Raw genomic sequence first — 12,401 nt, forward strand, 5'->3', positions numbered from 1 at the left:
AATGAAAAGTCTCCAATTTTTTTTACTGATTTTTCCCACCATCTTATTTGCTCAAAATCAAATAGTTAAAAGCGATTTTGATGGTGATAAAATCATGGACAAGGTTTATTTCGATTCGGAAAGTGGTATGGTGATCTGTCAGCTTTCATCAGAAAAATTTAAGAAAGTAAAGACTAACAGTTATAATGATGACGGCACACTTAGTTTAGGGAAAACTAAAAATGGCTTTGAAATCAGTGTTTCTCAAATGAGAGCCGGAAACTCTTTTCAGTTTAGGTATGAAAAAGAATCGAAAAAGATGCGGTTGATTGGAATGTGGCGCAGCGAATTTGGTCCTGCAAACAATGATGGCAGCGGGGAATCGAGTGTAAATTTACTCACAAACAACTATATCGGTGACTGGAATTATTATGATGTGAAAAAGAGTAAATTGGTTAAAATACCTTCGATAAAAAAGAAAATGATTTTTCCGAAAATTTATTTTGATGATTTGGGCGATGTTTTCTACAAGTATATGGATCAAGATGTTAAATATTATGAAGCTGAGAAAAAAAGACTTTATCACGATTAAATAATAAATGCGCAGAAAATTACCCGAAATCCGTATCCAGATCCTATTGGTCATTGCAACTTTTGTAATGATCATTTTGCGTTTTCTGCTCAACGAAAAAGGACGGGTAAATCCCGATTCTATTCGTTATATGCGAACAGCCGACGCTTTTCCGGTGATCGATAATACAGTGACTCCGCTTGGATATCCTTTAAGTTTAAAGTTTTTTACGATGTTTGGACTTGATGAATTTTGGGGAAGTAAAATTGTTGGAATTCTATCCTATTTATTTATCATTTATTTCGCCAGAAAAAAGAAATTTTATTTGACAGAAACTATTCTCATCGGTGGCCTTTTTAGTTTCGTTTCCATCTTTTCTTATACCATGAGCGAAACATTAATTTTACCTGTTGTATTCGTATTTCTTTACTTGTCCCATAAAATAATTAATGAGGAGATCAAAGACTCGAAAGCTATTATCTATTTAAGTTTAACCTTAATTTTATTGTACAACATTCGTTATCCGGCGTTATTTTTAATGTTTGGAACCGGGCTTTTTGGGATTGTAAAATTTAAAAAATCGTTTGGTAAAATCTTCGTTCTTTCCGGATTGATCGGATTCATTTTTGTGGTTGCATATAAATTTTTGTTCATCGATTATTTTAATGAAAATTATGTTGCTACATTTTTAGAGATCGGTTTGCATTCTACTTCTACTTTATTGTTCGAGCTTTTCCAAGGTTTAACGACTGTTTTTAATCCTTTCATTCACATTGCAAATCCATCGGGTGGAATTATTAACGTTGCTATTTATGGAATTGGATTCTTAAATATGGTGTTGATGGCATTTCTCTTTCTTAAAAATAAACTTTCTGAAACCGAATTTTTCTTCGTTTTCATCGGAATTATTGGTATAATCTGTTCTTATTTTATTCAGTATTTCTATTCTGTAAATCCAATCGACTACCGTTTGATGGCGCCTTTTTCTCTGGGGATTTGGATAGTCTATTTCAAGAAACTCTATCAAATTTTTGGTAAATTAACCTACGGAATTACGGTTTTAAGTTTGATGACCGGCTTTGTTTTCACCTGGCTCTCTAAAGGAAATTATCTGGAAAACCGGCGAGAAATCACCAAATTTCTCAAATCTGAAAAATTAGAAAAAGGCCGAGTCAATTTTTATATGGAAAGCGAAACTGACCTCTCAAAAATGCAGATCGCCGAATTGATCAGCACTGTAAATCCAAATGTGAAAGTCACTTTTAAAGCAAGTGATACGCTGAAAGAAAATGTATTAACACAATATAAAGTTTTACAAAAAATTAAGATCGACACGAATAAATTTCAATAATTTTTGTATTTTTGACGAGTTAAATTAATTATTATGAAATTACCAAAGTTTTTATTAGCCGACAATTCAGATTTTCCTGAAGATCTATTCGTAGTTCACACAGAATACCCAAGATTTGTCCTCAACGTAGAGGAAGAAGAAGTTGAATGGTTCGATGATTTAGAAGGCGATGATGAAGAAACAATGGCAGACGAAGCCACCAAAGTTGTAGAAGCAGCCTTTAAATGGTGCGACGAAGAACTCGCAAAATATGACGAAGAAGACGAAGAAGCATAAATAAAAAAGCAAAAAGGAACTCAAAATTGAGTTCCTTTTTTTAGGTGTATTTTTGAAATATTTTATAATTTATTAAGCTTCATTAAAAGAAGATTTCCTTTGTACAATTCCAAAGTATTTCCTGAAACCACGTATTTATTCGCTTCATTCAACATACTCAAAAACTGATTTTCAACCTGCAGATTATCACAAGCCATTTTTGTAGCGCCTACATTTTTGGTCATAAAATTTCCAGCAGTTGGATCCAGAGATAATTCTCCAAAATAATTATTACACCCTGCATTTCCAGTAATTTTACCTGCTTCAATATTCAGCGTAGGTTTTTTTCCTTTTACATTATCAGCCAAAGTCCAGTGTGTATTGCTAATGTTTGCTTGAGCACCACCAACTTTTGAACTTGACATTGTAGAACAAGAAGCAAATGTAGCAACCGCAAACAAGGCTAAAAAAATATTCTTCATTTTTTTTATTTTCTCAAATTTAAGAAATTATATCGACTTTCACAGAATCGCTTTTAGATATACTGCCAAAAAAAAGCATTTCCGGCTGAAATGCTTTTGTATATAATAAGATCTTTTTTATGATCTCAATTCTGCAGAAAATTCTTTCTGGAAAGTTTTAATTAAAGAATTCATAACCTCAGTAATATCTTTCTCTTCCAGAGTTTTTTCTTCATTTAAAAGTTCAAAACTCAAAGCATATGATTTCTTGCCTTCCGGAAGATTTTTGCCTTCATATACATCGAAAAGGTTGATGTTTTTCAAATATTTAGAAGGGTTTTTCTTCGCCGATTTGTAAAGATCTGCGTAAGTGACATCTTTATCAATCAACAAAGCCAAATCACGTCTGATCTTGTTGAATTTCGGAATATCTACGAATTTAAAATTATCTTTCGACCGAAGTTGCTGACAGTTTTCCAACTCGATTTCCGCGTAAAAACAATCCTGATCAATATCGGCATCTTTCAATAATTCTGGAGAAACTTTTCCTAATCTTGCGATAATTTTTCCGTTGGAAACAAATTCTAAAGCATCAGAAAAGCGTGCATCTTCAAGATATTGTTCTTCTGTTTTTAAATTCAATTTATCCAAAAGAACTTTTACGTAAGATTTCAAAACATAAAAATCGGTAGTAGATTTTGGCTGCAACCAGTTTTCAGAAACATTACGTCCGGAAATCAAAAGAGCTAATTGTTTTCTCTCTTCGTACTTCTCTTTTTTATGATAAATTTTTCCCAATTCGAAAAATTTGATATCCTGATTTTTTCTTTTAATATTGTAATCAGCATTTTCCAAAAGTCCTTCTAATAAAGACTTTCTCATAAATGCTAAATCACCACTCAAAGGATTCAAAAGTTTGACAGCGTCGGTTTCATCTTTCACAGAAGTAAGCGAATTGTTCATCACTTCATTAAAACCATTGCTTTGCAAAGTTCTCGCCCATGAATTTTCTAATGCATCCTGATCATCAAAACTCAGTTTTACGGGGCTGAAAGAAAACTTCTGTGGTGAATCTATTTTGTTATATCCATAAATTCTTAGAATCTCTTCGATAACATCGATTTCTCTCGTTACATCGGCTCTGTAAGCAGGAACAGAAAGTTCTAATCCATTTTGAATTTCATTAAGAACGACAATTTCTAAAGATTTTAAAATCTCTTTAATCTTTTCCTGATGAATTTTGGTTCCTAAAATCTGTTCGATTTTTGAAAATCGTAAGATCACATAATGATCATCTAACTTTTTCGGATAATGCTCTAAAAGTTGTCCCGCTAATTTTCCACCTGCAATTTCTTCAATCATCGAAATCGCGTGAGTAATCGACGTTCTTGTACTGTTTGGATCTACTCCACGTTCAAAACGGAAAGAAGCATCGGTATTTAAACCGTGAGCTTTTGCCGCTTTTCTCACCGCAATCGGATTGAAATAAGCGCTTTCTAAAAAGATGGTTTTTGTTTCTGCAGAGACGCCAGAATTTTGACCACCGAAAACTCCCGCGATACACATTGCGTGATCTTCACTATCTTTGATCATAATTTCAGAACCGTTCAAAGTTCGTTCTACTCCATCTAAAGTTGTGAATTTCGATCCTGCCGGATTTACTCCAACTTTTACTTTTTTACCTGAAATTTTATCGGCATCAAAAGCATGAAGCGGTTGACCAAAACCGTGCAAAATATAATTCGTAATATCTACAATATTGTTGATAGGACTTAAGCCAATTGCTTTCAAACGGTCTTTCAACCAAGCCGGAGAATCTGCAACAGTTACATTTTCGATCACTGCACCGATATATCTTGGGCACAATTCTGAATCCTCAATTTCTAACTGGAAATCAGTATTTCCATCAATATTTAAAGTTTTGGAAACTGCTTTTTCGAAATCTGATTTCATTTGATTCGAAACCAAAAACGCATTCAAATCCCGGGCAACACCGTAATGTGACATTGCATCGGTTCTGTTTGGCGTTAAACCAATTTCGTAAACTTCGTCATTCGTCAATTCAAAATAATCAACGAAATTTTTTCCAACTTCGAATTTTGTTTCATCTAAGATCATAATTCCGCCGTGATCGTCGCTCAAACCCATTTCGTCTTCTGCGCAGATCATTCCCTGAGAAACTTCGCCCCGAATTTTGGCTTCTTTAATAGGAAAAGAATCTGAACCTTTATGAATAATGGTTCCTACAACTGCAACTGGAACAACTTGTCCTGCAGCAACATTCGGCGCTCCACAAACGATATTCAGGATTTTTCCTTTACCTATATCTACAGTGGTCACTTTCAATTTATCCGCATTCGGATGTTGTTCGCAAGTCAAAACTTTTCCCACAACAATTCCTTCCAGACTGCCTTTTACAGATTCAAACTTGTCGATACCTTCAACTTCAAGACCGATATCGGTAAGATATTCTCCGATCTTATCGGATTTTAAATCTGTTTTGATATATTCTTTAAGCCAGTTATTTGAGATTTTCATTTTTGATGTACGTTTCAGATGTTATATTTCAAAACCCGGAACAATCGCTCTAAATTTTGAACGGTGCAAATATCGTGTTTTCGAAGGTTAAAAAAAAATTGAGATTCAAAAAGTTTGAATCTCAATTGGTATTTTATAGTAGGTCTTAATTTACATTCCGATTACCGGCATCGAAAGCATTAAGATTTTTTCTTCGTCTTCTAAACCGTCAACAGGCTCGATAATTCCTGGTCGGTTTGGCTGTGACATTTTCATAGTGATATCGTCTGAACTTAAAACAGATAACATTTCTGTTAAGAATTTAGAACTGAAACCGATATTGATGTCTTCTCCATTGTAATCGCAAGGAATCTGCATATCAGCTTTGTTTGCATATTCAGTATCTTCTGCGTGAAGGTGAAGAATATTTCCAGACAATTTAAATCGAACTTGATTCGTAGATTTGTTCGACATGATCGAAGCTCTTCTAATGGAACTCAACAATAAATTTCTGTTGATCGTCAAAACATTCGGATTTTCTTTTGGAATTACGGCAGTATAATTTGGATATTTTCCGTCGATCAATCTACAGATCCAGGTATTATTTCCAAATGTAAATTTCGCCATGTTTTCATTAAATTCAATCATAACATCTTCCCCAGAATTGGCTAAAATATTTTTGAAAATCGCCAAAGGCTTTTTCGGCATGATGAATTCAATCGGTTCTGCGTTGATCAGATCTGTTCTTTTGTAAACCACCAATCGGTGAGAATCGGTAGAAACAAAATTCGTTTCATCTTCTTTAAACTGGAACAAAACTCCCGTCATTACAGGTCTTAGAGAATCATTACTTGTCGCAAAAAGGGTATTTGCTAAAGCTTCAGATAAAATTCCGGCAGAAATTTTCACACTTTGGGAAGCATCAAATTCCGGAAGTTCCGGGTAATCATCTGCGTTATCCAAAGCGACAGCGAAATTATCTTTCTCATCTAAAATCTCCAGCAAACTTCCATTTCCGTCTGAAGCTTCCTTCACTGATAAAGTTAAGGGTTGCTCGTTATACGTTTTTACAAAATCCTGAAAGATCTTTGCAGGAACCGCAAATTTTCCGGTGTCGTCAGATTTAACTTCCAAAGTCGTGATCAAAGTCGTTTCCCCGTCGGAAGCTGTTATTTTTAGATTGTTTTCTTCAAGCTCAAAAAGATAGTTTTCGAGAATTGGTCTCGATTGAGAACTGGAAATCACACCACTTACGGTGTTCAAGGCTTTCTGTAATTCTCCGCTTGCAACAATAAATTTCATTCGTTAATTTTTATTTTTTCTAAAGTTTTGTGAAACATATTCGTCCCCTTCAAAAAATATTTTGACAAATATAAGGATTTGGACCAAAATAAGGAAACAAACGCAAAAATTAAAGGTTAATTTGAGAAAAAGTTATCAACACTTAATCTGCCCCCGGAAAATGATAATGTTTCTCCGCAGAACCGTCGATCGTGATGTTTAAAGCGAGATATAAAAAATGTAAATTTTTATTGCCTGAATTTGCGAATTCTCGTTGCCAAAGATAACCTGACGCAATTCCAAAATTTTCATCAATCTGGTATCCAAATCCACCGTAAACTCTGTTTCGCGCAAATAATGGTTTTTCTGTAGTCACAAAAAATACTTCATCGTAAGCATTAGCAAACAAAGTTCCAGGTTTTACCGTTTCTGAATTCAATGGAACTGAGATATTCATCCGGTAACGCAAACGAATTCGCTCGGAATGCAGATCTTTCAGCGGTTCATAAAACCAGCTTTTTTCTGCGCGGAAACGGTTTTCAAATTTAAATTTTCCCGCTTTCAAATCAATGACATCCTGCAGCCAGATTCGAAATTCCTCTTTGCTGAATTCATGATTTTTGTAATTTCCATATCTTCCGATTCCGATGAAAGGTTTATGATTCTTGGTCAAATTATACCCGATTCCACCTTTAATTTCATAGTAATCCGGATAAGAATAATCGTCAATTCCACGCATTTGACTTTCCGCGAACAGGAAAAATTTAGGGTGAAACTTATAAGTTACCGAAATAGCATTGAAACTTGAAACATGTTCACTTTGAGCCGAAACGTTCAGGATCAGAAGAAAAATAAACAACTGGAAAATCCTTTTTTTCATGTCACAAAAATAATAAAACTAGCGGAATAAAACACAGTTTTTTCAGTAGTGTTAAAGTCCAATTTTATAAGTAAAACCTACATGAAACCAGCGTTTTGGCATCGGAACCCCAAATGTTTCTGTATAAGAGGAAGTGGTTATATTATTGACCAAAACATAGAGATTCAACTTTTTGAGATCATAGCTTAACTTTTCATCTAATATTTGATAACTTCCTGTTGTAACCCTCTCGTTATATCTGTAAATCAATTGATTGGTCAGATTTTTAAAGAATCTGTTTTCTAGTTTAGCGACAAACTGATGCTTCAAATTTTCTAAAACATATCTCGAAATTAAATTGGTAGATTGCAGCGATTTACTATCCAAATAAGTATAACCTACGGAATACGATTTAAGAAAAGAATTGAAATTCTGTCCTAACTCAATTTCTACCCCTTTTGTCTCAATTTTACCGATATTTTCCGCCCGCCAAATATCGTTTTGATTTTGCTTTGTCCAGTCGATCGCATTGTTCGAATTACGTAGAAAACCGCTCACTTTTGCAACAAAATTATTTTGCTGAAAACGATAACCAATCTCTGCAGAGATGGCGTTTTCTGGCAGTAAATTAGGATTTCCTGTTTCGGTTTTACTAACATAATACAAATCAGTAAATGTTGGAACACGATTTACTTTTGCAATATTTCCGTAAATCTTATGGTTATCATTAAAGTCAAATCCCACATCTAAACCGGGATAAAAGAACTGTCCTTCTGTATCATAATTCGCCCAGGAAATGCCGGGAGAAAGGTGAAATTTATCCTGAAAAAAAGAAAAATGATGCTCCAAAAAAACCTGTGTTACAAATCTTTCTCGTGAACCTAAATTATTACTGGCCAAAAATTCTTTCCGCAACTCAACACCAATTCCAGTCGTTCCCAAAGTAGATTGATAATTTCCGCTTATTTCTCCGCCAATATTATTTCCAATGTGCATATTTCGGTACACGTCAGGTTTTGCTCTATTGAATAAATACAAATCCTGCCCTCTTCTCCAGTAAATATTTGAATTTAAATTGAATTTATTGTACTTTTTTGTAAGACCCAAACTCACGATCGATGCCTGTGTTTCTTCGTATTGTTCCGTTGCAGTTGGCGTGGAATAAAAACCGTTGGCACCAAATTTTTTCTCTTGAATTCCAGCCTGAAATTTTAAACTTCCATTCTCCAACTGATATTGGTTCTGGTAAAAAATATTGCTGATCTTGTAATCGGTGTTGTATCGGTAACCTTCTGAACTTGAGGAACCAGCCTGCAGAAAATTAGAGAACTTCTTTGTTCCAAAATTAGCACCAATTCCTAAAGAATAAGTTTCGAAATCACCGCCACTTCCGGAAATAATTACATTTTCCTCAGAACTTGGTTTGGTGATAATATTCACGACGCCAGCATAAGCATTTTGACCAAAACGCCTTGCCGCAGGACCTTTCACAATTTCTATTTTTTCTACCGACGCCAGATCGAAAGGAATACTCATTGAATTATGACCGGTTTGTGAATCATTCATCCGGATTCCGTTCACCAAAATTAATACCTGCTCGAAACTGCTTCCCCGCAAAGAAATATCAGCTTGAACGCCATTTCCGCCTCTTCTGCGGATGTCAAATCCTGTGACTTGTGCAAGAAGTTCTTCTACACTTTTAGCAGGAGAATTTTTAATTTCTTCTTTGGAAATCACGGTGATATTTTCATTCACCTTTTTCAGAGGCATTTCTAGTAATTTACCCGAAACCATAACTTCGGGAATACTGCCTTCTTTTTCCTGGGCTGAAAAATTGATCGTTGCACTTAGAATTAAAATACTTAAAACTGCTTTTTTCATTAAACTCAATTTAAAATAATCGTGTTGAATTAATAGATTTTTATAAAAGAAGCGGCAAATATATTTCAGAAATAACCAATAAACAAAGGATTCTCTCTCGGAATATTTTAATATGAAAAACAAAAGATGCAACCATTTGGAGTTGCATCTTATTAAAAGTTAGAACTTAAAACTTTATCTTTTTCTCATCAAATGTGTAATTAGATCATTGAATAGTTTTCTCATGATATTATTACTTATTTGTTACACAAATATTGGAAAAATATCAATACAAACCAAATTTTATTGTGAATATTATTAAAATTTTTCCCTTAAAAAAATAGTATTTTTGTAGGTCTCAATTTTACTTATGGCTACAACGACAGAAATCGATATCAAGAAACAACTTTTCGTAAAAAACGCACACCTTAACAATCTGAAACACATTGATGTACTTCTGCCGAAGAATAAACTCATTGTGATTACAGGTGTCTCGGGAAGTGGGAAATCGTCGCTCGCTTTTGACACTATTTATGCAGAAGGACAGCGACGTTATGTAGAAAGTTTAAGTTCGTATGCGCGACAGTTTTTAGGAAAATTAGAAAAACCAAAAGTTGATGATATCAAAGGTTTAGCGCCGTCGATTGCGATCCAACAGAAAGTAATTTCTTCAAATCCCCGTTCTACGGTTGGAACTTCCACGGAAGTTTATGATTATCTGAAATTATTTTTTGCGAGAGTTGGTCGTACTTATTCGCCAGTTTCCGGAAATGAAGTGAAAAAAGATTCGGTTACCGACGTCATTAATTTCATTAAAGAAAATGAAAATCAGACGTTTCTCTTGCGAAGTCCTTTAATTTATGAAATTGATCATTTTACTGAACTTTTAAATACGTTAAAACTTACTGGTTTTACCCGATTAGAAGTGAATGGAAATGTTGCGGGAATTGAAGATTTAGAAAGTTTTGGTTTCGTGCCGGAAAAAGAAATGGAAATTCAACTGGTCATCGATCGTTTCAGTTATGAAGAGGACGAAAGTTTTCTACAAAGGTTGGCTGATTCCATTCAAATGGCTTTTTATGAAGGTCGCGGCTATTGTTCTTTGAAAAATATTGAAACCGGAACGATCAGAGAATTCTCTAATAAATTTGAGCTTGATGGCATTGAATTTATGGAACCTAATGTTCATTTTTTCAGCTTTAATAATCCTTACGGAGCTTGTCCGGAATGTGAAGGGTACGGAAAAGTAATTGGTATTGATGAAGATCTGGTGATTCCGAATAAAAATCTCTCTGTTTTTGAAGATGCTGTTGCAAGCTGGAAAGGCGAAAGCATGAGTGAATGGAAAAAAGATTTCATCAAAAAAGCAAAAGATTTCCCGATTCACAAACCTTATTTTCAACTGACGAAAGAGCAAAAAAATTATTTATGGAAAGGCGACGAGTCGAAAACTTTCCCTTCCATCAATAATTTCTTCAAAATGCTCGAAGGAAATTTATATAAAATTCAGTATCGCGTGATGCTTTCACGTTATCGTGGAAAAACCTTATGCCCAACTTGCGAAGGTTTGCGGTTGCGTGAAGAAACAAAATGGGTAAAGATCGATGGACACAATATTCAGTCGATGATTGATCTTCCTTTAGATGAATTCTTACCATTAATGAATTCTTTAAAGCTGAACAAACACGACGCAGAAATCGCGAAACGTTTGCTTTATGAAATCACCACAAGATTAGCATTTTTGGAGAAAGTTGGTTTGGGATATTTGACCATTAACAGGACTTCCAACACACTTTCGGGTGGAGAAAGTCAAAGAATTAATCTGGCGACAAGTTTGGGGAGTTCGTTGGTTGGTTCCATTTATATTTTAGATGAACCTTCGATTGGTTTACATTCCAAAGACACCGAAAACTTAATTGAAGTTTTAAAAAATCTGCGTGATCTGGGAAATACCGTAATCGTTGTAGAACACGATGAAGACGTGATGAAAGCTGCAGATTACATTATTGATATTGGTCCGGAAGCAGGATATCTAGGCGGCGAACTGGTTTTTGCGGGACATTTTAAAGAACTGAAAAATTCAGATTCATTAACCGCACAATATTTAACAGGAAAACTGGAAATCAAAGTTCCTGAAACCCGTAGAAAACCGAAAGAGTGGATTCATATAAAAGGAGCGCGACAAAATAATTTAAAAAATATCGATGTTGATATTCCTTTGGAATGTCTGGTCGTCATTTCCGGTGTTTCCGGTAGTGGAAAATCGACTTTGATGAAAGATATTTTGACTAATGACATTCAGATTCAGCTCGGAATGGGTGGAAAAAAAGGTGATTATGATTCGGTGGAATTTCCGGATAAAATCATTAAAAACATTGAACTCATTGATCAAAATCCCATCGGAAAATCAAGCCGTTCAAATCCCGTTACTTATTTGAAAGCTTATGATGATATACGGGATTTATATTCAAAACAGAAACTGGCGAAAGTTCAAAATCTAAAACCGAAACATTTCTCCTTTAACGTTGATGGCGGAAGATGCGATGAATGCAAAGGAGACGGCGTAATTACCGTATCAATGCAGTTCATGGCAGATATTGAACTGGAATGTGAAACCTGTCACGGAACCCGTTTTAAAGATGAAATTCTGGAAATAAAATTCGACGAAAAAAACATTTCCGATATCCTTCATTTGACGGTTGATGAAGCGTTGGAATTCTTCGCAGAAAATAATCAGACAAAAATCGTGACCAAACTAAAACCTTTGCAGGAAGTTGGTTTAGGATATTTGCAGTTGGGTCAAAGTTCTTCTACCCTTTCTGGCGGTGAAGCGCAGCGGGTAAAATTAGCCTCATTTTTAGTTAAAGGTGTTACGACTGACAAATCCCTCTTTATTTTTGATGAACCTTCTACAGGACTGCACTTTCATGATATCAATAAATTATTGAAATCTCTTCAAGCATTAATAGAATTAGGACATTCGGTGATTGTAATTGAACATCAACCTGATATTATAAAAACAGCAGATTATGTGATCGACATTGGTCCGGAAGCGGGAAAATACGGTGGTGAAGTTGTTTTTGCCGGAACACCGGAAGATTTGGCGAAAGATAAAAAATCGCACACAGGTAAATACTTGAAGGAGAAATTGGAGTAAACTGATTTCAACATTGATAATATATAAGCCAGCTTTTCGAAGTTGGCTTTTTAAATTCCTAAAAAAAATTCTTTCTTCTAATTCCAAAATATTTTTAACTTTACTTAAAT

At 34.7% G+C, this 12,401-nt stretch carries 9 protein-coding genes; 4 read left to right on the top strand and 5 right to left on the bottom strand.

The genetic code is table 11. The features are described from left to right. The first annotated feature begins 1 nt into the window (after nt 1). The 3 genes from OA86_RS01960 to OA86_RS01970 are packed head-to-tail and all read left to right on the top strand — an operon-like array spanning nt 2 to nt 2,177. Nucleotides 2-571 (top strand): hypothetical protein, encoded by a 570-nt coding sequence (locus tag OA86_RS01960; RefSeq protein WP_039347934.1) that lies wholly within the window; start codon nt 2-4, stop codon nt 569-571. 7 nt (nt 572-578) lie between these two features. Continuing rightward, entirely contained in the window at nt 579-1,901 is a 1,323-nt protein-coding gene (locus OA86_RS01965) for a hypothetical protein (protein ID WP_039347937.1), read from the top strand. 33 nt (nt 1,902-1,934) lie between these two features. Further along, nucleotides 1,935-2,177: a DUF8828 family protein gene (locus OA86_RS01970; RefSeq protein WP_039347940.1), complete on the top strand. Its 243-nt coding sequence runs from the start codon at nt 1,935-1,937 to the stop codon at nt 2,175-2,177. A 62-nt stretch (nt 2,178-2,239) separates the two neighbouring features. Here the strand turns inward: OA86_RS01970 and OA86_RS01975 are convergent, their stop codons facing one another. The 5 genes from OA86_RS01975 to OA86_RS01995 form a co-directional block, all read right to left on the bottom strand. Next, nucleotides 2,240-2,638: an META domain-containing protein gene (locus OA86_RS01975; protein ID WP_039347944.1), complete on the bottom strand. Its 399-nt coding sequence runs from the start codon at nt 2,636-2,638 to the stop codon at nt 2,240-2,242. Between the two features lie 117 nt (nt 2,639-2,755). Next, a complete protein-coding gene (gene pheT / locus OA86_RS01980; protein WP_039347946.1) occupies nt 2,756-5,155 on the bottom strand; it encodes a phenylalanine--tRNA ligase subunit beta in 2,400 nt (799 codons plus the stop codon). Between the two features lie 150 nt (nt 5,156-5,305). Further along, nucleotides 5,306-6,436, bottom strand: coding sequence for a DNA polymerase III subunit beta (dnaN, locus tag OA86_RS01985; protein WP_039347949.1), 1,131 nt, complete (start codon nt 6,434-6,436; stop codon nt 5,306-5,308). 142 nt (nt 6,437-6,578) lie between these two features. After that, a complete protein-coding gene (locus OA86_RS01990) occupies nt 6,579-7,295 on the bottom strand; it encodes a DUF2490 domain-containing protein (RefSeq protein ID WP_039347952.1) in 717 nt (238 codons plus the stop codon). A gap of 51 nt (nt 7,296-7,346) precedes the next feature. Beyond that, nucleotides 7,347-9,155, bottom strand: a complete 1,809-nt coding sequence (locus tag OA86_RS01995; RefSeq protein WP_039347955.1) for a TonB-dependent receptor plug domain-containing protein — start codon at nt 9,153-9,155, stop codon at nt 7,347-7,349. A gap of 349 nt (nt 9,156-9,504) precedes the next feature. Here OA86_RS01995 and uvrA point away from each other — a divergent pair, with 349 nt between their 5' ends. Further along, nucleotides 9,505-12,291: an excinuclease ABC subunit UvrA gene (uvrA, locus tag OA86_RS02000; RefSeq protein ID WP_039347958.1), complete on the top strand. Its 2,787-nt coding sequence runs from the start codon at nt 9,505-9,507 to the stop codon at nt 12,289-12,291. The last annotated feature ends 110 nt before the right edge of the window (nt 12,292-12,401 follow it).

It is taken from the genome of Kaistella jeonii (genome assembly GCF_000812865.1).
Taxonomy (GTDB): Bacteria; Bacteroidota; Bacteroidia; order Flavobacteriales; family Weeksellaceae; genus Kaistella; species Kaistella jeonii.

Bases quoted from the DNA above. Each gene is read 5' to 3' on its own strand.
- OA86_RS01960 (WP_039347934.1), top strand. From the start codon at position 2: ATGAAAAGTCTCCAATTTTTTTTACTGATTTTTCCCACCATCTTATTT.
- OA86_RS01965 (WP_039347937.1), top strand. From the start codon at position 579: ATGCGCAGAAAATTACCCGAAATCCGTATCCAGATCCTATTGGTCATT.
- OA86_RS01970 (WP_039347940.1), top strand. From the start codon at position 1,935: ATGAAATTACCAAAGTTTTTATTAGCCGACAATTCAGATTTTCCTGAA.
- OA86_RS01975 (WP_039347944.1), bottom strand. From the start codon at position 2,638: ATGAAGAATATTTTTTTAGCCTTGTTTGCGGTTGCTACATTTGCTTCT.
- pheT (WP_039347946.1), bottom strand. From the start codon at position 5,155: ATGAAAATCTCAAATAACTGGCTTAAAGAATATATCAAAACAGATTTA.
- dnaN (WP_039347949.1), bottom strand. From the start codon at position 6,436: ATGAAATTTATTGTTGCAAGCGGAGAATTACAGAAAGCCTTGAACACC.
- OA86_RS01990 (WP_039347952.1), bottom strand. From the start codon at position 7,295: ATGAAAAAAAGGATTTTCCAGTTGTTTATTTTTCTTCTGATCCTGAAC.
- OA86_RS01995 (WP_039347955.1), bottom strand. From the start codon at position 9,155: ATGAAAAAAGCAGTTTTAAGTATTTTAATTCTAAGTGCAACGATCAAT.
- uvrA (WP_039347958.1), top strand. From the start codon at position 9,505: ATGGCTACAACGACAGAAATCGATATCAAGAAACAACTTTTCGTAAAA.